Raw genomic sequence first — 18787 nt, 5'->3', positions numbered from 1 at the left:
AAATACGCCGGGGGGTGCGGGGGGCGGAGCCCCCCGCGGGTCGCCTCGCGCAAGCGAGGCGAAATATATCAGGCGTGGATCGCCCCGTCACCGCAGGCGAGCGCGGCTTCGCGCACCGCTTCCGAATAGGTCGGATGCGCGTGACAGGTCAGCGCGATATCCTGCGCTGAGGCGCCGAATTCCATCGCCACGCAGATCTCGTGGATCATGTCGCCCGCCGAGGGCCCGATGATGTGGCAGCCCAGAACCCGGTCGGTCGCCGCATCGGCGAGGATCTTCACGAAACCCTCGGCCTGAAACACCGCTTTCGCCCGGCCGTTGCCCATGAAGGAGAACTTGCCGACCTTGTAGGCCCGGCCTTCCTGCTTCAGCGTTTCCTCGGTCTTGCCGACGCAGGCCACCTCGGGCGTGGTGTAGATCACGCCGGGGATGACGTCGTAATTCACATGGCCATGCTTGCCCGCGATCACTTCGGCCACCGCCATGCCTTCGTCCTCGGCCTTGTGCGCGAGCATCGGGCCCACGATCGCATCGCCGATCGCATAGAGGCCCGGCACGGTCGTCGCCCAATGGCTGTCAGTCTTCACCTGACCACGCGGCAGCATCTCGACGCCAAGTGCCTCAAGCCCCAGACCCTTGGTGAAAGGTTTGCGGCCGGTCGCGACCAGCACCACCTCGGCCTCGATCGCATGGGCGCTCTCGTCCTTGCGCAGGCTATAGCGCACGGTGTTCTTGCCCTTCGCCTTGTCTACGCCCTGCACGGCAGCGCCCAGCACGAATTTCAGCCCCTGTTTCGACAGGATGCGCTGCAGGCCCTTGGCCACTTCACCATCCATGCCGGGCGTGATCGCGTCGAGATATTCGACCACCGTCACCTCGGCGCCGAGCCGCGCATAGACCGAGCCGAGTTCCAGCCCGATCACCCCCGCGCCGATCACTACCATCGACTTCGGCACCTTCGCCAGCGACAGCGCCCCGGTCGAGGTGACGACAGTCTGCTCGTCGATCTCGATGCCCGGCAGGCCCGAAGATTCCGAGCCGGTGGCGATGACGATGTTCTTCGCCGAGTGGACCTCGTCGCCGACCTTCACCTGACCCGGCGCCGGGATCGAGCCCCAGCCCTGCAGGTAGGTCACCTTGTTCTTCTTGAACAGGAACTCGATGCCCTTGGTGTTGCCGTCGATGACGTCCTGCTTGTAGGACTGCATCTTCGCCCAGTCGACCTTCACCTTGGCGCCCATCAGGCCCATCTTTTCGAAGTTCTCGTGGACCTCGTGCAGTTCATGCGTGGCATGAAGCAGCGCCTTCGAGGGGATGCAGCCCACGTTGAGGCAAGTGCCGCCGAGCGCGCCGCGCCCTTCGACGCAGGCCGTTTTCAAGCCCAGTTGCGCGCAGCGGATGGCGCAGACATAGCCGCCCGGGCCGCCGCCGATGATGATGACGTCGAATTCTGCCATGGTCATTCCCCTGTCGAATGGCGGGGGGCGCTGCCCCCCGAGCCCCCCGGGATATTTTCAGCAAGATAAAGGGGAGCGGTTTGCAGGAAGGGGGCGGGTGGACCGCCCCCTGCGGCATCGGACCGGATCAGAGATCCATCAGCAGACGGCGCGGATCTTCCAGCGCTTCTTTCACGCGCACAAGGAAGGTCACCGCGCCCTTGCCGTCGACGATGCGGTGATCGTAGGAGAGCGCCAGATACATCATCGGGCGGATCACGATCTGACCGTTCACGACGACCGGGCGATCCTGGATCTTGTGCATGCCAAGGATGCCCGATTGCGGCGGGTTCAGGATCGGCGAGGACATCAGCGAACCGTAAACCCCGCCGTTCGAGATCGTGAACGAGCCGCCCTGCATTTCCTGCATCGTCAGCTTGCCGTCGCGGCCGCGCTTGCCCAGCTCGGCGATCTCGCGCTCGATATGGGCGAAGCCTTTCTGATCGGCGTCACGCACCACCGGCACCACAAGGCCCGAGGGCGTGCCCACGGCCACGCCCATGTGGACGTAGTTCTTGTAGATGATGTCGCCGCCGTCGATCTCGGCGTTCACTTCCGGGATTTCCTTCAGCGCGTGGCAGCAGGCCTTCACGAAGAAGCCCATGAAGCCAAGCTTGACGCCGTGTTTCTTCTCGAACTGGTCCTTGTAGACGTTGCGCAGGTCCATCACGCCCGACATGTCCACCTCGTTGTAGGTGGTCAGCATCGCGGCGGTGTTCTGCGCATCCTTCAGGCGGCGCGCGATGGTGGCGCGCAGGCGGGTCATCTTGACCCGTTCTTCGCGCATCGCATCCTCGGCCGGGACGGGCGCGCGCGGCACGGTGGCGGGCGGCGGCGCGATCGAGACTTGCGCCGTGGCGACCGGAGCGGGCGCCGCCGGGGCCGGGGCGGCAGCGGCGGCCGCCACGTCTTCCTTCATGATCCGGCCATCGCGGCCCGAACCCGCGACCTGATCGGGAGACAGACCGGCTTCGGCCATCGCCTTTTTCGCCGAGGGCGCATGTTCCACGTCCTTCGCGGGCGCGGCAGCAGGCGCCGCGGCCGGGGCAGGGGCGGCAGCGGCCGGAGCGGCAGCAGCACCGGCCCCCGCGGCCATGATCGCCAGACGCCCGCCCGCGGCGACCGAGGCGCCCTCGGGGGCGAGGATCTCGCTCAGCACGCCCGCGACCGGCGCCGGAACCTCGACCGAGACCTTGTCGGTTTCCAGCTCGCACAGGATCTCGTCCTGCGCGACAGCATCGCCCGGTTTCTTGAACCAGGTGGAAACGGTGGCTTCGGCAACGCTTTCGCCCAGCGCGGGGACCATGACATCCGTCATCTTGACCTCTTGAATCTGCGGCGCGGCTTTTTGAGGGGCTGCCGGGCCGTCGAGTTTGGGTTGCGCGGGCGCCATCGCGCCTGCGGACAAAAGCACGGCCAGCAGGGCGTTCACCGCCACCGTCTCGCCTTCCTTGGCGACGATCTCGCTCAGCACCCCCGCAGAGGGGGCGCGGACCTCGACCGTCACCTTGTCGGTTTCAAGCTCGCAGAGCATCGCATCGGCCACGACCATTTCGCCCGGTTTCACGAACCAGGTGGCGACAGTGGCTTCCGAGACGCTTTCCCCAAGCCCGGGAACGCGGATCTCGGTCATCTCAGCCCTCCAGCGCGTCGTTCACGAGGGCGTCCTGCTCGGCCTTGTGGCGCGAGGCGAGGCCCGTGGCAGGCGAGGCGGACGCGGCGCGGCCCGCATAGCGCGCGCGGCCATGCTTCGCCCCGATCTTCGAGAGCACCCATTCGAGGTTCGGCTCGATGAAGCTCCAGGCGCCCTGGTTCTTCGGCTCTTCCTGACACCAGATGATCTGGGCGTCCTTGAAGCGGCCAAGCTCGGTCACCAGCGAATGCGCCGGGAAGGGGTAAAGCTGCTCGACACGCAGGATGTAGACGTCTTCCAGACCCCGCTTGTCGCGCTCGGCGAGCAGGTCATAGTAGACCTTGCCCGAACACATCACGACGCGGCTGATCTCGGCATCGGGTTTGGTCGTCATTTCCGAATTGCCGTGATGCTGCGCATCGGCATCGTCCCACATCACGCGCCGGAAGAACGAGCCGGTGGTGAACTCCTCGGCTTTCGACACGCAGAGCGGATGGCGCAGAAGCGATTTCGGCGTCATCAGGATCAACGGCTTGCGGAAGTTGCGGTGGATCTGACGGCGCAGGATGTGGAAGTAGTTCGCGGGCGTCGAGCAGTTCGCGACGATCCAGTTATCCTCGGCCGAGAGTTGCAGATAGCGCTCAAGACGGGCGGAGGAGTGTTCCGGCCCCTGACCCTCGAAGCCATGCGGCAAGAGGCAGACAAGGCCCGACATCCGCAGCCATTTCCGTTCGCCCGAGTTGATGAACTGGTCGAACATGATCTGCGCGCCGTTGGCAAAGTCGCCGAACTGCGCTTCCCACAGCGTCAGCGCGTTCGGTTCGGCCAGCGAATAGCCATATTCGAAGCCAAGCACCGCATATTCCGACAGCATCGAGTCGATGACTTCGTATTTCGCCTGACCGGGCTTGATGTGGTTGAGCGGGTAGTAGCGTTCTTCGGTCGCCTGATCGATCAGCCCCGAATGGCGCTGGCTGAAGGTGCCGCGCGTGCAGTCCTGTCCGGCCAGACGCACCGGGAAGCCCTCGGCCAGAAGCGAGCCGAAGGCCATCGCCTCGGCCGTGGCCCAGTCGAAGCCCTTGCCGGTTTCGAACATCGCCTTTTTCGCCTCAAGCTGGCGGGCGACGGTCTTGTGGATGTCGAAATCGTCCGGATAGGAGGTCAGCGCCTTGCCCACCTCGGCCATGAGTTCGGGCGAGATCGGGGTCACCCCCGCGTCGTAATCCGAGCTTTGCCGGTCAAGGTGCTTCCAGCGGCCATCCAGCCAGTCCGCCTTGTTCGGGCGGAAGGTCTTGCCCGCTTCGTATTCCTCGTTCAGCTTCGCCTGGAAGGCGGCTTTCATATCCTCGATCTCACCCTCGGGGATGAGGCCGTCGGCGACCAGACGTTCGGTGTAAAGCTGCAGCGTGGTCTTGTGGCCCTTGATGTTTTTATACATCGCCGGGTTGGTGAACATCGGTTCGTCGCCTTCGTTGTGACCGAAGCGGCGGTAGCAGAAGATGTCGATGACCACGTCCTTGTGGAATTTCTGCCGGAACTCGGTCGCGACCTTGGCGGCATGCACGACGGCCTCCGGGTCATCGCCGTTGACGTGGAAGATCGGCGCTTCCACCATCAGGGCGATATCGGTCGGATAGGGCGAGGTCCGCGAGAAGTGCGGTGCCGTGGTGAAGCCGATCTGGTTGTTCACGACGATATGGATGCAGCCGCCGGTGCGGTGCCCCTTGATGCCGGAAAGCTGCAGACATTCAGCGACGATGCCCTGACCCGCAAAGGCCGCATCGCCGTGCAGCAGGATCGACAGAACCTGCGTGCGGTCTTCGTCATGCGCCTGATCCTGCTTGGCGCGGACCTTGCCCAGAACGACCGGGTTCACCGCCTCAAGGTGCGACGGGTTCGCGGTCAGCGACAGGTGGACGGTATGGCCGTCAAAGGCGCGGTCCGATGACGCGCCGAGGTGGTACTTCACGTCGCCCGAGCCGTCCACATCTTCGGGCTTGTAGGAGCCGCCCTGGAATTCGTGGAAGATCGCGCGGTAGGGTTTCGCCAGCACCGTCGCCAGAATGTTCAGACGGCCGCGGTGCGGCATGCCGACGACGACTTCCTTGAGCCCAAGCGCACCGCCGCGCTTGATGATCTGTTCCATCGCCGGGATCAGCGCCTCGGCCCCATCAAGGCCGAAGCGCTTGGTGCCGGTGTATTTGACATGCAGGAATTTCTCGAAGCCTTCGGCCTCTACCAGCTTGTTCAGGATGGCGCGGCGGCCTTCGCGGGTGAACTGGATTTCCTTGCCGTAGCCCTCGATCCGTTCCTTGAGCCAGGCGGCTTCCTCGGGGTTCGAGATATGCATGTATTGCAGCGCAAAGGTGCCGCAATAGGTGCGCTTGAGCACGTCGAGGATCTGCCGCATCGAGGCGACCTGCAGGCCCAGCACGTTGTCGATGAAGATCATCCGGTCCATGTCGGCTTCGGTGAAGCCGTAGGAGCGCGGGTCAAGTTCCGGGTGCGACTCGCCCGAGCGCATGCCAAGCGGGTCGAGATCGGCGATCAGGTGGCCCCGGATACGGTAGGCGCGGATGATCATCAGCGCGCGGATGGAATCGAGCACGGCGCGCTTGATCGCCTCGTCCGAGACCTGCACCCCCGCGGCCTTCACCGCCGCGGCCAGTTTCTCGGCCGCGGCCTTGTTTTCCTTCGGCGCGACGGGCATCGGCCATTCGCCGGTCATCGCGGCGGTCAGGTCGTCAGTGGGGGAGGGCGGCCAGTCGGCACGCGCCCAGCTCGGCCCGTGGGCCGAGCGCTTGGCGTCAAGCTCGGTGTCGCCAAGGCTTTCGAAGAAAGAGGCCCAGTTCGGATCGACTGAGGTCGGATCGGCGGCGTAACGGGCGTAAAGCTGCTCGACATAATCCGCGTTCGCCCCTTGCAGGAAGGACGAAGCGTGGAACTGGTCGTTCGGTGTGTGGTCGTTCATGGGATGATCCTTGCGAGATCGGCTGCGGGACGGCCGGAGGCCGGAGGGATACGGGGTTCCGGCGCGCGAGGGACGCGCCGGCACGGGTTACTTCAAGGGCTGACGGAAAGGCGGCGCTTTGCCCGGTGCGGTCGTCCGCGGGCGGGGGCCGAGAGAACCCGGGGCACCGGGGCGGTCACCCCGGTGCGGGCCGCATCGCGCGGCAGGAGGAGGATCGGAGCGAGCGTGAGGGGACGCATCGTCTTTCCTTTCAGGACTGAGGCCTTGCGAGCCTAGTTGCACTCCACCACAAGGGTCTTCATCCCCGGGACATGGTCCCCGGGCTCGGCGATATGGGACGACTTGAGACTGCTGCCATAATGGTTGCAAAGTCGTTCCGGTGCGCCTTTCACCGCCGCCTTGTCGGCCGCGAACAGGTCGAAATAGACATAGGACCGTTTCGCATCGCCCGAGATCGCCGCGACGGCATCGCTGTTGATGCCGGTCATCTTCGCGAAATCCGCCTTGGGCCGGTTGTCCACCGGGATCGGCGGCGCGAGCTCTTGTCCGGTCGAGGACGGCGCAAGATCAACCTGCATGCAGGCGGAAAGGGTGAACATCAGGAAGACGGCCGGAAGGGCCGACGCGGAACGGAGCATTCTGTGCCTCTGGCAGGTTAGCGACGGTAGGGGGAAGCGACGCCGGGAAGCCCGGCGGCAGCGTTGCAGGCGATGTCGTAATTGCCACCAGTGTTTTCCGGGCCGCAGGTCGCGGCGGTGCCATCGACGATCGTGCCATTCGTGCGCGCTGAATTCGCCACCGCATAGCCGGTCGAACCGGTGGGGGTCATGCCGGCAGGGACCTTTTGCGTCGTCACGATCGGATAGGTGGTGATCGGACCCGAAGCCGAGGGGTCGATCACGGTCGGATTGCCGCAGCCCGAGAGGGCCAGCGCCCCAAGGACTATCGCCCCCGCCGTAGGTTTCAGCATCATTCGAACCTCCCGTTCTGGCCTTTCGGCCGCTGTGGCACTCGTCTTTCGGGGCCCGACACCCCGTCTTACCAGTGGGTGGAGCCGCGGCCTCCTCTGCCGCGGCCCCGCGGGGCCTCAGCCCTTGATCGCTTTCAGCACGGCTTCGCCGAGGTGGGCGGGGCTGTCCGCCACCACGATGCCCGCGCGTTTCATCGCTTCGATCTTGCTTTCCGCATCACCCTTGCCACCCGAGACGATGGCGCCGGCATGGCCCATGCGACGCCCGGGAGGCGCGGTGCGGCCCGCGATGAAACCGGCGGTCGGTTTCCAGCGGCCTTTTTTCTTTTCCGCCATCAGGAATTCGGCGGCTTCTTCTTCGGCAGACCCGCCGATTTCGCCGATCATGATGATCGAGGTGGTTTCCGGGTCGGCGAGGAACATCTCGAGCACGTCGATATGCTCGGTGCCCTTGATCGGGTCGCCGCCGATTCCCACGGCCGAGGACTGGCCAAGGCCCACGTCGGTCGTCTGTTTCACCGCTTCATAGGTCAGCGTGCCCGAGCGCGAGACGACGCCCACCGAGCCGCGCTTGAAGATCGAGCCCGGCATGATGCCGATCTTGCACGCATCCGGCGTCATCACGCCGGGGCAGTTCGGCCCGATCAGGCGCGATTTGCTGTCGATCAGCGCGCGTTTCACTCGCATCATGTCCAGAACCGGGATGCCTTCGGTGATGCAGACGATCAGCTCCATCTCGGCGTCGATCGCTTCAAGGATGCTGTCCGCGGCGAAGGGCGGCGGCACGTAGATCGCCGTCGCATGGGCGCCGGTGACATGTTTCGCCTCGTGGACCGAGTTGAAGACCGGCAGGCCGAGATGTTCGGTGCCGCCCTTGCCCGGGGTCACGCCGCCGACCATTTTCGTGCCATAGGCGATGGCTTGTTCAGAGTGGAAGGTGCCCTGAGAGCCGGTGAAGCCCTGGCAGATGACCTTGGTGTTTTCGTTGACGAGGACTGCCATCTTCTTAGCCTTTCACCGCTGCCACGATCTTCTTCGCGCCGTCGGCGAGATCGTCCGCGGCAATCACATTGAGCCCCGACTTGGCGATGATGTCCTTGCCAAGCTCGACGTTCGTGCCCTCAAGACGCACGACCAGCGGCACCTTCAGACCGACTTCCTTCACCGCCGCCAGCACGCCTTCCGCGATGATGTCGCAGCGCATGATGCCGCCGAAGATGTTGACCAGAATGCCCTTCACCTTCGGATCCGAGGTGATGATCTTGAACGCCTCGGTCACCTTTTCCTTGGTGGCGCCACCGCCCACGTCGAGGAAGTTGGCCGGTTCGGCGCCGTAAAGCTTGATGATGTCCATCGTGGCCATCGCCAGACCCGCGCCGTTCACCATGCAGCCGATCTCGCCATCGAGCGCGATGTAGTTCAGGTCGAACCGCGAGGCTTCGAGTTCTTTCGGGTCTTCCTCGGTCACGTCGCGCAGGTCCATCACGTCGGGCTGACGGTAAAGCGCGTTGTTGTCGAAGCCGAGCTTCGCATCGAGAACCTTCAGGTGACCGTCGGTGGTGACGATCAGCGGGTTGATCTCCAGCATCTCCATGTCCTTCTCGAGGAAGGCCTTGTAGAGCTTCTTGATCAGCGCCACGCATTGCTTGACGAGGTTGCCGTCCAGACCCAGCGCAAAGGCGATGCGGCGGCCGTGGAAATCGCTCAGACCCGTCGCCGGATCGACCGAGAAGGAGAGGATCTTTTCGGGCGTGTGGGCCGCGACTTCCTCGATGTCCATGCCGCCCTCGGTCGAGCAGACAAAGGACACGCGCGAGGATTTGCGGTCGATGAGCAGCGCGAGGTAAAGCTCGCGCGAGATGTCCGAGCCTTCCTCGATATAGATGCGGTTGACCTGCTTGCCGGCCGGGCCGGTCTGGTGGGTCACAAGGGTGCGGCCCAGCATCTGGCGGGCCAGCGTTTCGGCCTCGGCCACCGAACGGGCCAGACGCACGCCGCCCTTTTCGCCCGCTTCGGCTTCCTTGAAATGGCCCTTGCCGCGACCACCGGCGTGGATCTGCGCCTTGACCACCCAGAGCGGGCCGTCGAGTTCGCTGGCAGCTGCCTTGACCTCATCTGCCTTGAGCACGATGCGACCGTTCGAGACCGGGCAGCCGTAGCTCTTGAGCAACTGCTTGGCCTGGTATTCGTGGATATTCATGGCATTTATCCCATGCTGATGTGTTTGGCGTGGTTTGGCACATTCCGACCCGGGCACAAACCCAAAATCGCGCAAAGACAGGGCATCCGGGCAGAAAAATCGGCTTTGTGATCACGCCCCGCAAATGTGTGATCACAATATGCCGCGGAGCAGCGAACTTGATTGCGTTAACGGAATCGGCTTTGGTTTTCGCAAGGAAATTTCAAAACCGGGGTCGCTATGGCAAGTTGGGGCGTGGTTGCGCTGGTCGATGAACCGGCGGTGTTGCTGGCGGCTCATGCGGCGCATCATCTTGCGGCGGGGGCGGCCGAGGTGCACCTGTGGCTTGACCGGCCCGACCCGGAGGCCGCCGATCTTCTGGGCGCGGTGGCGGGGGTGCATCTGCACCACACGGGCGAGGATGGCTGGGCATTTCAGGGCGGCGGGCCGCGCCCGAAACTGCATACCGCGCGGCAGAAGTATATCGCCTCGAAGACGCTCGCCGAGACCCGGCTCGACTGGGTGATGCATTGCGACGCCGACGAGTTCCTGACCGCATCGGGCGGCAGCGTGGCCGAGGCGCTGGCCGCCGCCCCCGCGGCGCTCGATTGGGGCGCGGTCGATGTGGCCGAGCGGGTGCAGATCGGCGGGCGCGCCGGTGCCGATATTTTCGCGGGTGCCTTCCGCAAGCCCTGGCGCGCCTTTGCCACCGAGGGCGCCGAGGTCTTCGCCGCGCCGGCGCGCGAGTATCTGCATCACGGCATCGCCGGGCATCACAACGGCAAATGCTGCGCGCGGGCCGGGCGGGGGCTGTTCGTGGGCGTGCATCACGGGCTGAAGACCTGGGCGGGCGAGCGCGCGCCCGCGCACGGGTCGCTGCCGGGGCTGCGTCTGCTGCATTTCGACGGGCTGACCGAATTGCACTATCTTCTCAAGATCTTGCGCCGGGCGCAGGGGGTTGTTCCGGGCGCCCCCTCGCGCCACAGCGCGGCGCGTCTGGTGCAGATTGCGGCGGTTGCAGGCCGGGCGGGCGATGCGCAGCGGCTGCATCGGATCTGGCGACTGGCAAAGACGCTCGACCGCCCGCAGGCGGCGGCGCTCGAGGCGCGCGGGGTGCTGAGCCACGACGCGCCCGGCATCGCGCAAAGTCTCGAGGCGCGGCTCGGCTTTTGCCCCGACCTCAGCCCTGCCGCCTTTGACCGGGCGCTGATCGCGCGCGAGCAGGACTTGCTGGCAAGCCTTCGGGCCGAGTTCGGCTTTGACCCGGAAAGCCTTGCGTGACGAACGAAAAAGGGCGGGGAAAACCCCGCCCTTTCGAGAGATGTCAGATCGCTCAGGCGAGCGTCGGATCGATCGCCTTGCAGGCCGCGACCAGACCTTTGACCGCGTCGACCGACTTGTCGAACATCGCCTGTTCGGCGTCGTTCAGCTTGATGTCGATGACTTTCTCGATGCCACCGGCGCCGATGATCGTCGGCACGCCGACATACATGCCATCCAGGCCGAAGGCGCCATCCACCCAGGCCGCGCAGGGCAGCAGGCGTTTCTGGTCGTTGAGGTAAGCTTCCGCCATCTCGATCGCCGAGGTGGCCGGGGCGTAGAAGGCCGAGCCGGTTTTCAAGAGGCCGACGATCTCGGCGCCGCCGTCACGGGTGCGCTGGATGATCGCGTCGAGCTTGTCCTGCGTGGTCCAGCCCATCGAGACCAGATCGGGCAGCGGGATGCCCGCGACGGTCGAGTAACGGGCCAGCGGCACCATCGTGTCGCCATGGCCGCCCAGCACAAAGGCGGTGACATCGCGCATCGAGACGCCGAATTCGACCGAGAGGAAGTGACGGAAGCGCGCCGAGTCGAGCACGCAGGCCATGCCGACGACTTTTTCGGCCGGCAGGCCCGAGAATTGTTGCAGCGCCCAGACCATCGCATCGAGCGGGTTGGTGATGCAGATCACGAAAGCGTTCGGCGCGTATTTGGCGATGCCTTCGCCGACCGATTTCATGACTTTCAGGTTGATGCCCAGCAGGTCGTCGCGCGACATGCCCGGCTTGCGCGGAACCCCGGCGGTGACGATGCAGACATCGGCGCCCGCGATGTCTTCATAGGTGTTGGTGCCCTTGAAGCAGCCGTCGAAGCCCTCGGAGGGACCGGATTCGGCGATGTCGAGCGCCTTGCCCTGCGGCGTGCCCTCGGCGATGTCGAAGAGGACGACGTCCCCCAGTTCTTTGATCGCGGCGAGGTGGGCAAGCGTGCCACCGATCTGACCGGCGCCGATAAGGGCGATCTTGGGTCGGGCCATGGGTTCCTCCACAGGTCGGGAATGGTGTAAGCGTGGCGAAGGACTAGCGTCTCGGGGCAGGTCTGGCAAGGGCGCTGCAGGGCAGCAAAGCCGCTTCCTTCGCATAGTATGCGATTGCATACCGCTATCTGCCTGCTGTTTGCGCTAAACATTTCCTTGCGGCGCGGCCCCTGATCGGGGAGAGCCGGGCGGGCGCGCAGGTGATTCTCGGAGGGGCGATGGAACTGGATGCTTTCGGCTGGCTCATGGCGGTGTTGGCGGCGGTCAGCGTCGGCATGGCGAAGGGGGGCTTGCCGATGATCTCGTCGCTGTCGGTGCCGCTTCTGGCGGGGGTGATGAACCCGGTCGCGGCGGCGGGGCTGCTTTTGCCGGTCTATATCGTGTCGGATGTGTTCGGGCTGATCGCCTATCGGCGCGAGTTCGACGCGCGGGTGCTGAAGATCATGGTGCCCGCGACGGCGGTGGGCGTGGGGCTGGGCTGGGCCACGGCCTCGATCGTGCCCGAAGCCGCGGTGACGGCGCTGGTCGGCGTGATCGGCGTGGTCTTTGCCCTGAACGCGCTGGTGCGCCCGAACCTTGGCGCGGCGCGTGAGGCGCGACTGGCGCCGGGGATCTTCTGGGGCACGATCACCGGCTTCACCAGCTTCGTCAGCCATTCGGGCGGCCCGCCGTTTCAGGCCTATACGATCCCGCTCAACCTGCCGCGCACGGTCTTTGCCGGAACCTCGACGATCCTCTTTGCCTGGGTGAATGCGATCAAGCTCATCCCCTATGCGGCGCTGGGGCAGATCAACCTTGGCAGCCTCGGCATCGCGCTGAAACTGGCCCCGGTGGCGGCGCTGTCGGTCTTTCTGGGCGTGAAACTGGTGCGGATCCTGCCGCACGAGATCTTCTACAAGCTTGTCACCTGGGCGCTGTTGCTGATCTCGCTCAAGCTTTTGTGGGATGTGCTTGTCTGACACGTCGAGCGGGGCGCTGCCCCGCACCCCGGGATATTTGCGGCAAGATAAATGAGAGCTGTTTTACCTTGCCGCAAATATCCCGGGGGGAGTCCCGCAGGGACGGGGGGCAGAGCCCCCTTTGGGCCGGACCGCGTCAGGCGCCCTTGCCCTTGGCGGGCAGCGGTTCTGCCAAGCTCTGATAGTCATTGCCCGAAGCGATCAGGCAGGTCTGGCCGGAGGGCAGAGTGACCAGCACCGAAAACGTGCCGCTCGCATCAGAGGCGAAGATCTCCAGCACGGAATCGTTCGAGGCGATGCCCATGCCGTGACGGCTTTCGGCGTAGCGGTTTTCCAGTTGCTGGACGATTTCTGCACGGGTGCCGCAAGCCGGGCCTTCGGCGGCAGCGGGCAGGGCCGCGGCCAGAAGCGCCGCGAAGCCGGAGAACAGCGTGAACAGAAGCGGGCGCATCGGATGCCTCTTGCGGTTGGGGATGCAAAAAGGCTGCGCCCGACTCATTCAAAATAAGGTTAATGCGCCGCAGGCCCCGATCTGACCCGATTTCGCGACGTTATTCTGCGCTGCGGCAAATCCGGACTTGCTGAATCTGTCCGCTTTGTGCTTCATCGCGCAAGATTGTTGCGAGGAGAGAATCATGACCGCTGCCCGCCCCACCCGTTCGGTGCTCTATATCCCCGGCTCGAAAGAGCGCGCGCTGGAAAAGGCCACGGGTCTGGCCTGCGACGCGATCATCTTCGACCTTGAGGATGCCGTGGCGGTCGAGGAAAAGGTCAATGCGCGTGCCATTCTGATCACGGCGCTGCGCGAGGCCGATTTCGGCGCGCGGATGCGGATCGTGCGGATCAACGGGCTCGACAGCGACTGGGGTCGCGAGGATGCGCTGGCCATGGCCGCGGCGTTGAAGGACGGCGTGAAGATCGACGCCGTGCTGATCCCCAAGGTTTCGACCAAATCCGACCTTGATGCGGTGGCGAACCTGATCCCGACCGTGCCGCTCTGGGCGATGATGGAGACGGCGCTCGGCATGCTGAATGCGGCCGACATCGCCGCGCATCCGCGTCTTGAAGGCATGGTGATGGGGACGAACGACCTTGCGAAAGAGCTGCAAAGCCGCTTCCGCCCCGATCGTCTGGCGCTGCAAACCGGGCTGGGCCTGTGCCTGCTCGCTGCGAAAGCCTTCGGCAAGATCATCGTCGATGGCGTCTACAATGCCTTCAAGGATGACGCGGGGCTGAAGGCCGAATGCGATCAGGGCCGCGACATGGGCTTTGACGGCAAGACGCTGATCCACCCGGCGCAGCTGGAGATTGCCAACGCGGCCTTTGCGCCCTCCGAGGCCGAGATCGACCTCGCCCGGCGCCAGATTGCCGCCTTTGACGAGGCGCAAGCGGCAGGCCAGGGGGTCGCGGTTGTGGATGGAAAGATTGTCGAAAACCTGCATATCGTGACGGCGCGGCAGGTCCTTGCGAAAGCGGAGGCGATTGCCGCACTCGCAAGTTGAGAGGCAAGCCATGTCATTGATGATCCTCGGCATCCTGCTTTGGGTGCTGCCCCATTCCTTCAAGCGCCTTGCGCCGCGCAAGCACCTCATGCTGATGCCGCAGATCAAGGCGATCGACGCTGCGCTGATCCTGATCGGCACTGCGCTGATGGTGATCGGCTATCGCGCGACCGAGGCGATGCCGAACCTTTACGACCCGCTGCCGGGCATGGGGCATGCGAACAATACGCTGATGCTGATCGCGATCTATCTGTTCGGCGTCGGCGGGTCGCGGTCGATCCTGATCGACAAGATGCGCCATCCGATGCTTACGGGCATGCTTCTGTGGTCGGTCGCGCACCTGCTGGTGAATGGTGATCCGGCCTCGGTCGTGCTGTTTGGCGCGCTGGGCCTCTGGGCGGTGGCCGAGATGGTGCTGATCAACCGCGCCGGCCCGTGGAAGAAACCGAAACCCGGCTCGCTCAAGGGCGATCTGAAGAACCTGATCGGCACGCTGATGTTCTATGGCATCATCGTCTGGGTGCACCAGCTCGTCATCGGCCACGGCCTCTTTCTGGGAACCTATCCATGAAACTCTACCGGCTCCTGACCGAGGATGACACGTCGGCCTTCTGTCACAAGGTCTCGCTGGCGCTCTCGAAAGGCTGGGCGCTGCATGGCGACCCGGCCTATGGCTTCGACGCCGCGCGCGGCGTGATGCGCTGTGCGCAGGCGGTGGTGAAGGATGTGCCGGGCGACTACCACCCCGATCTGAAACTGGGAGAGCAGTGAATGGCAGCGAAGACGAACCCCGGACGGTTCTTCGAGGATTACAAGGTGGGGCAGGTGATCGAACACGCTGTCCCCCGCACCGTGGCGGAAGGCGAGCGCGCGCTGTATCACGCGCTCTATCCGGCCCGGCATGCGCTCTATTCGAGCGATGTCTTCGCCGCGAATTCTGGTCTGGACGGCTCGCCGCTCGATGACCTCGTGGCCTTCCATGTCGTTTTCGGCAAGACCGTTCCCGATGTCTCGCTGAATGCCGTCGCCAACCTTGGCTATGCGGAGGGGCGCTGGCTGCTGCCGGTCTACTCGGGGGATACTTTGCGCTCGGTCTCGGAAGTGATCGGCGTCAAGGAAAACTCGAACGGCAAGTCGGGCAATGTCTATGTCCGCACGCAGGGCTTGAACCAGAATGACGAGGTCGTGCTGGAATATGTCCGCTGGGTGATGGTGCGCAAACGCGATGCCGCCAGCCCCGCGCCCGAGGCCGTGCTGCCCGAGCTGCGCAAGGTCGTGCCCGCCGAGGATCTGGTGATCCCCGAGGGGCTGACCTTCGAGGATTACGACTTCATCCTGTCGGGCGAGCCGCATCGCTGGGGCGATTACGAGATCGGCGAAAAGATCGACCACGTCGATGGCGTGACGATCGAGGAAGCCGAGCACATGCTGGCCACCCGGCTGTGGCAGAACACCGCCAAGGTGCATTTCGACGCCACCTTCCGCGAGGATGGCAAGCGGCTGATCTACGGCGGTCATGTGATCTCGATGGCGCGGGCGCTTTCGTTCAACGGGCTCGCCAATGCGCAGATGATCGTGGCGCTGAACGGCGGCGCGCATGCGAATCCCTGCTTTGCGGGCGATACCGTCAAGGCCTGGTCCGAGGTTCTCGACAAGGCCGAGACCGAGGCCCCCGGCGTCGGCGCGATCCGGCTGCGGCTTGTCGCCGTGAAGCAGGGCGCGGCGCCGTTTGCGCTCAAGGGCGAGGACGGAAAATACGCGCCCGAGGTGCTGCTTGATCTCGATTACTGGGCGCTGATGCCGGTGTGATCGCAAATTCGTCCGCGTGGCGGGTGAGTCGGACAAACGGGGCGGAAACCGGGTCACGGTTTCCGCCCCATCTGTTTGCGCTGCCATGCGTCGGGCTGGAAGCCGCCTTGCCCGGGATGAAAAACGGCATTTGAATGTTACCGGACGACAATTGCCGGTTGTTCATTTTTGTGATCACAAAGCGAAATTTCGTGCGTTTTTTTGCAACTGCGCGGGTGAAATTTGATCTGGATGCGTGACTTGGGCGCCGTGACCGCCTATTCAGGTTTCACAATTCCGGCCAACCCGTCTGCCTCCACTCTCTGGCCCGCGCAGACGGCCCAGCGAGTGAGGGACCCCAAATGGCTGAACCGAAACGGGTCGAGCGACCCCTTTCCCCCTTCATGATCGGCCCGTATTACCGTCCGCAAATGACGTCGATGAGCTCGATCCTGACCCGGATCACCGGCAACGCGCTCATTGCGGGCTTCGTGCTCGGCGCGTGGTGGCTGATCGCCGCCGCTTCGAGCCCCGGCTATTTTGCCTTCGTGAACTGGATCGTCACCTCGTGGCTGGGCTATCTCGTCTTTGCGGGGATGGCTTGGTCGATGTGGTATCACTACCTGACCGGGCTGCGGCACCTGCTGTGGGACACCGGCAAGGGGCTCGATATCGAAACCGCCGAGAAACTCGGCTGGGGGGCGATCATCGGCTCGGTCGTGCTGACGCTCCTGACCCTGATCATTCTGGCGATTTTCTGAGGAGGCAACCATGCGCTATCTGACCGATCGCAAACGCGCCGTCGGCAAGGGGGCCTCGGGGTCCGGGACCGAGCATTTCTGGTGGATGACGATGTCCTCGGTGGCGCTCGCCTTCCTCGTTCCGACCTTCATCTTCGTCTTCGGCTCGGCCATCGGCGGCACGCAGGAAGAGGTGATCGCGCATTTCGCCCGGCCCTTCCCGGCGATCCTGACCGGCCTCGTCACGCTGGTGGGTATGCGCCACTTCGCCAAGGGCGCGCAGGTCATGCTGGAAGACTACACCCAGGGCAGCCTGCGCAAGGGTCTGGTGATCCTCGTCTATTCGCTGTCCTACGTGATCACGGCCCTCGTGCTTTACGCTCTGGCGAAAATGACTTTCCTCAGCATCGTGCTGAACTCGGCGAACTGACAGGGATACCCGGACAATGGCTTCCTATACTTATGAAACCCACAACTATGACGTGGTGGTGGTCGGTGCCGGTGGCGCGGGCCTGCGGGCAACGCTGGGCATGGCCGAACAGGGGCTGCGCACCGCCTGCGTGACCAAGGTCTTCCCGACCCGCTCGCATACCGTGGCGGCGCAGGGCGGCATCGCGGCCTCCTTGGGCAACATGGGCCCGGACAGCTGGCAATGGCACATGTTCGATACCGTCAAGGGCTCGGACTGGCTGGGCGACACCGATGCGATGGAATATCTGGCCCGCTCCGCCCCGGCGGCGGTCTATGAGCTGGAACATTACGGCGTGCCGTTTTCCCGCACCGAGGCGGGCAAGATCTACCAGCGCCCGTTCGGCGGTCACACCACCGAATTCGGCGACGGCCCGCCGGTGCAGCGCACCTGTGCCGCCGCCGACCGCACCGGCCACGCCATCCTGCACACGCTCTATGGCCAGTCGCTGAAGAACAACGCGGAATTCTTCATCGAATATTTCGCGCTCGATCTGATCATGTCGGACGATGGCGTCTGTCAGGGCGTCGTCTGCTGGAAACTCGATGACGGCACCTTCCACGTCTTCAACGCGAAGATGGTCGTGCTGGCGACGGGCGGCTATGGCCGCGCCTATTTCTCGGCCACTTCGGCGCATACCTGCACCGGCGACGGCGGCGGGATGGTGGCGCGGGCGGGTCTTGCGCTGCAGGACATGGAATTCGTGCAGTTCCACCCGACCGGCATCTATGGCTCGGGCTGCCTGATCACCGAAGGCGCGCGCGGCGAGGGTGGTTACCTGACGAACTCGCAAGGCGAGCGGTTCATGGAACGCTATGCGCCGCACTACAAGGATCTGGCGCCGCGCGATTACGTCTCGCGCTGCATGACGCTGGAAATCCGCGAAGGCCGCGGTGTGGGCGAGCACAAGGACCACATCCACCTGAACCTGAGCCACCTGCCGAAAGAAGCGCTGGCCGAACGTCTGCCGGGCATCTCGGAATCGGCGAAGATCTTCGCCGGTGTCGACGTGACCAAGGAGCCGATCCCGGTTCTGCCGACGGTGCATTACAACATGGGCGGCATTCCGACGAACTACTGGGGCGAAGCGCTGAACCCGACCAAGGACAATCCGAACGCCGTCGTTCCGGGCCTGATGGCCGTGGGCGAGGCTGGTTGCGCCTCGGTGCACGGGGCGAACCGCCTTGGCTCGAACTCGCTGATCGACCTCGTGGTCTTCGGCCGTGCCGCCGCGATCCGCGCCGGTGAGATCGTCGATCCGAAGGCGCGTCCGGCGGCCTACAATCAGGCCTCGGTCGACAAGTGCTTCGATCGCTTCGACGGGCTGCGCCATGCCAAGGGCGGCACGCCCACGGCGGATCTGCGTCTGCAGATGCAGCGCACGATGCAGGCCGATGCGGCCGTCTTCCGCACCGACAAGACGCTGGCCGAAGGCAAGGCGAAGATGACCGAGATCGCGGCGAAAGTGTCGGATCTGAAAGTCACCGACCGCTCGCTCGTCTGGAACAGCGACCTGATGGAAACGCTGGAACTGACGAACCTGATGCCGAACGCGCTGGCCACCATCGTCGGTGCCGAAGCCCGCAAGGAAAGCCGCGGCGCCCATGCCTCGGAAGACCATGCGACGCGCGACGACGTGAACTGGCGCAAGCACTCGATCATGCGGGTCGAAGGCAACAAGGTCGAGCTGACCTACCGCCCGGTGATCACCGAACCGCTGACCACCGAAGCCGAAGGCGGCATCAGTCTCGCCAAGATCGCCCCGAAAGCGCGGACGTTCTGAG

At 64.6% G+C, this 18787-nt stretch carries 18 protein-coding genes; 9 read left to right on the top strand and 9 right to left on the bottom strand.

Annotation, left to right across the window (positions count from 1 at the left end; all coding sequences use genetic code 11):
- Positions 1–68: 68 nt before the first annotated feature.
- From lpdA to sucC, 7 genes are all read right to left on the bottom strand, one after another.
- Entirely contained in the window at positions 69–1457 is a 1389-nt protein-coding gene (gene lpdA, locus ACTTAI_RS15795; RefSeq protein WP_444452467.1) for a dihydrolipoyl dehydrogenase, read from the bottom strand.
- 127 nt (positions 1458–1584) lie between these two features.
- Entirely contained in the window at positions 1585–3129 is a 1545-nt protein-coding gene (gene odhB, locus ACTTAI_RS15790; RefSeq protein ID WP_444452466.1) for a 2-oxoglutarate dehydrogenase complex dihydrolipoyllysine-residue succinyltransferase, read from the bottom strand.
- A 1-nt stretch (position 3130) separates the two neighbouring features.
- Positions 3131–6100 (bottom strand): 2-oxoglutarate dehydrogenase E1 component, encoded by a 2970-nt coding sequence (locus tag ACTTAI_RS15785; RefSeq protein WP_444452465.1) that lies wholly within the window; start codon positions 6098–6100, stop codon positions 3131–3133.
- Between the two features lie 272 nt (positions 6101–6372).
- Positions 6373–6738 (bottom strand): hypothetical protein, encoded by a 366-nt coding sequence (locus ACTTAI_RS15780; RefSeq protein ID WP_444452464.1) that lies wholly within the window; start codon positions 6736–6738, stop codon positions 6373–6375.
- A 17-nt stretch (positions 6739–6755) separates the two neighbouring features.
- A complete protein-coding gene (locus tag ACTTAI_RS15775; RefSeq protein WP_444452463.1) occupies positions 6756–7073 on the bottom strand; it encodes a hypothetical protein in 318 nt (105 codons plus the stop codon).
- A gap of 114 nt (positions 7074–7187) precedes the next feature.
- Positions 7188–8072: a succinate--CoA ligase subunit alpha gene (sucD, locus tag ACTTAI_RS15770; protein ID WP_444452462.1), complete on the bottom strand. Its 885-nt coding sequence runs from the start codon at positions 8070–8072 to the stop codon at positions 7188–7190.
- A gap of 4 nt (positions 8073–8076) precedes the next feature.
- Positions 8077–9270, bottom strand: a complete 1194-nt coding sequence (gene sucC / locus ACTTAI_RS15765; protein WP_444452461.1) for an ADP-forming succinate--CoA ligase subunit beta — start codon at positions 9268–9270, stop codon at positions 8077–8079.
- Between the two features lie 219 nt (positions 9271–9489).
- Here sucC and ACTTAI_RS15760 point away from each other — a divergent pair, with 219 nt between their 5' ends.
- Positions 9490–10530, top strand: a complete 1041-nt coding sequence (locus tag ACTTAI_RS15760) for a glycosyltransferase family 2 protein (RefSeq protein WP_444452460.1) — start codon at positions 9490–9492, stop codon at positions 10528–10530.
- A gap of 52 nt (positions 10531–10582) precedes the next feature.
- Here the strand turns inward: ACTTAI_RS15760 and mdh are convergent, their stop codons facing one another.
- Positions 10583–11545 (bottom strand): malate dehydrogenase, encoded by a 963-nt coding sequence (gene mdh / locus ACTTAI_RS15755; protein WP_444452459.1) that lies wholly within the window; start codon positions 11543–11545, stop codon positions 10583–10585.
- A 224-nt stretch (positions 11546–11769) separates the two neighbouring features.
- Here mdh and ACTTAI_RS15750 point away from each other — a divergent pair, with 224 nt between their 5' ends.
- The gene (locus ACTTAI_RS15750; protein ID WP_444455789.1) at positions 11770–12504 is read left to right on the top strand and encodes a sulfite exporter TauE/SafE family protein; all 735 of its coding nucleotides are present in this window, start codon (positions 11770–11772) and stop codon (positions 12502–12504) included.
- 136 nt (positions 12505–12640) lie between these two features.
- Here the strand turns inward: ACTTAI_RS15750 and ACTTAI_RS15745 are convergent, their stop codons facing one another.
- Positions 12641–12955 carry a hypothetical protein gene (locus ACTTAI_RS15745; protein WP_444452458.1) on the bottom strand — a complete coding sequence of 105 codons (315 nt, stop codon included), beginning with the start codon at positions 12953–12955 and terminating at the stop codon, positions 12641–12643.
- 184 nt (positions 12956–13139) lie between these two features.
- On the opposite strand from ACTTAI_RS15745, the gene ACTTAI_RS15740 reads away from it, so the two are divergent.
- From ACTTAI_RS15740 to sdhA, 7 genes are all read left to right on the top strand, one after another.
- Positions 13140–14006, top strand: coding sequence for an HpcH/HpaI aldolase/citrate lyase family protein (locus ACTTAI_RS15740; protein WP_444452457.1), 867 nt, complete (start codon positions 13140–13142; stop codon positions 14004–14006).
- A gap of 10 nt (positions 14007–14016) precedes the next feature.
- Positions 14017–14577: an NnrU family protein gene (locus ACTTAI_RS15735; protein ID WP_444452456.1), complete on the top strand. Its 561-nt coding sequence runs from the start codon at positions 14017–14019 to the stop codon at positions 14575–14577.
- Positions 14574–14777: a DUF1737 domain-containing protein gene (locus ACTTAI_RS15730; protein WP_110805261.1), complete on the top strand. Its 204-nt coding sequence runs from the start codon at positions 14574–14576 to the stop codon at positions 14775–14777. The genes ACTTAI_RS15735 and ACTTAI_RS15730 overlap by 4 nt, the downstream gene beginning before the upstream one ends.
- The gene (locus ACTTAI_RS15725; RefSeq protein WP_444452455.1) at positions 14778–15815 is read left to right on the top strand and encodes a MaoC family dehydratase; all 1038 of its coding nucleotides are present in this window, start codon (positions 14778–14780) and stop codon (positions 15813–15815) included.
- Between the two features lie 341 nt (positions 15816–16156).
- The gene (gene sdhC, locus ACTTAI_RS15720) at positions 16157–16555 is read left to right on the top strand and encodes a succinate dehydrogenase, cytochrome b556 subunit (protein ID WP_444452454.1); all 399 of its coding nucleotides are present in this window, start codon (positions 16157–16159) and stop codon (positions 16553–16555) included.
- A gap of 10 nt (positions 16556–16565) precedes the next feature.
- Positions 16566–16964, top strand: a complete 399-nt coding sequence (gene sdhD / locus ACTTAI_RS15715; protein ID WP_444452453.1) for a succinate dehydrogenase, hydrophobic membrane anchor protein — start codon at positions 16566–16568, stop codon at positions 16962–16964.
- A 16-nt stretch (positions 16965–16980) separates the two neighbouring features.
- Complete coding sequence (gene sdhA / locus ACTTAI_RS15710) at positions 16981–18786, top strand: succinate dehydrogenase flavoprotein subunit (RefSeq protein WP_444452452.1); 1806 nt, start codon at positions 16981–16983, stop codon at positions 18784–18786.
- The last annotated feature ends 1 nt before the right edge of the window (position 18787 follow it).

It is taken from the genome of Rhodobacter capsulatus (assembly GCF_052363175.1).
Lineage (GTDB): Bacteria > Pseudomonadota > Alphaproteobacteria > Rhodobacterales > Rhodobacteraceae > Rhodobacter > Rhodobacter capsulatus_D.
This window is presented reverse-complemented; position numbering and strand designations above follow the sequence as displayed.

What these genes read in the sequence shown, in the direction of transcription:
- lpdA (WP_444452467.1), bottom strand. Translation starts at nt 1,457, where the DNA reads ATGGCAGAATTCGACGTCATCATCATCGGCGGCGGCCCGGGCGGCTAT.
- odhB (WP_444452466.1), bottom strand. Translation starts at nt 3,129, where the DNA reads ATGACCGAGATCCGCGTTCCCGGGCTTGGGGAAAGCGTCTCGGAAGCC.
- ACTTAI_RS15785 (WP_444452465.1), bottom strand. Translation starts at nt 6,100, where the DNA reads ATGAACGACCACACACCGAACGACCAGTTCCACGCTTCGTCCTTCCTG.
- ACTTAI_RS15780 (WP_444452464.1), bottom strand. Translation starts at nt 6,738, where the DNA reads ATGCTCCGTTCCGCGTCGGCCCTTCCGGCCGTCTTCCTGATGTTCACC.
- ACTTAI_RS15775 (WP_444452463.1), bottom strand. Translation starts at nt 7,073, where the DNA reads ATGATGCTGAAACCTACGGCGGGGGCGATAGTCCTTGGGGCGCTGGCC.
- sucD (WP_444452462.1), bottom strand. Translation starts at nt 8,072, where the DNA reads ATGGCAGTCCTCGTCAACGAAAACACCAAGGTCATCTGCCAGGGCTTC.
- sucC (WP_444452461.1), bottom strand. Translation starts at nt 9,270, where the DNA reads ATGAATATCCACGAATACCAGGCCAAGCAGTTGCTCAAGAGCTACGGC.
- ACTTAI_RS15760 (WP_444452460.1), top strand. Translation starts at nt 9,490, where the DNA reads ATGGCAAGTTGGGGCGTGGTTGCGCTGGTCGATGAACCGGCGGTGTTG.
- mdh (WP_444452459.1), bottom strand. Translation starts at nt 11,545, where the DNA reads ATGGCCCGACCCAAGATCGCCCTTATCGGCGCCGGTCAGATCGGTGGC.
- ACTTAI_RS15745 (WP_444452458.1), bottom strand. Translation starts at nt 12,955, where the DNA reads ATGCGCCCGCTTCTGTTCACGCTGTTCTCCGGCTTCGCGGCGCTTCTG.
- ACTTAI_RS15740 (WP_444452457.1), top strand. Translation starts at nt 13,140, where the DNA reads ATGACCGCTGCCCGCCCCACCCGTTCGGTGCTCTATATCCCCGGCTCG.
- ACTTAI_RS15735 (WP_444452456.1), top strand. Translation starts at nt 14,017, where the DNA reads ATGTCATTGATGATCCTCGGCATCCTGCTTTGGGTGCTGCCCCATTCC.
- ACTTAI_RS15730 (WP_110805261.1), top strand. Translation starts at nt 14,574, where the DNA reads ATGAAACTCTACCGGCTCCTGACCGAGGATGACACGTCGGCCTTCTGT.
- ACTTAI_RS15725 (WP_444452455.1), top strand. Translation starts at nt 14,778, where the DNA reads ATGGCAGCGAAGACGAACCCCGGACGGTTCTTCGAGGATTACAAGGTG.
- sdhC (WP_444452454.1), top strand. Translation starts at nt 16,157, where the DNA reads ATGGCTGAACCGAAACGGGTCGAGCGACCCCTTTCCCCCTTCATGATC.
- sdhD (WP_444452453.1), top strand. Translation starts at nt 16,566, where the DNA reads ATGCGCTATCTGACCGATCGCAAACGCGCCGTCGGCAAGGGGGCCTCG.
- sdhA (WP_444452452.1), top strand. Translation starts at nt 16,981, where the DNA reads ATGGCTTCCTATACTTATGAAACCCACAACTATGACGTGGTGGTGGTC.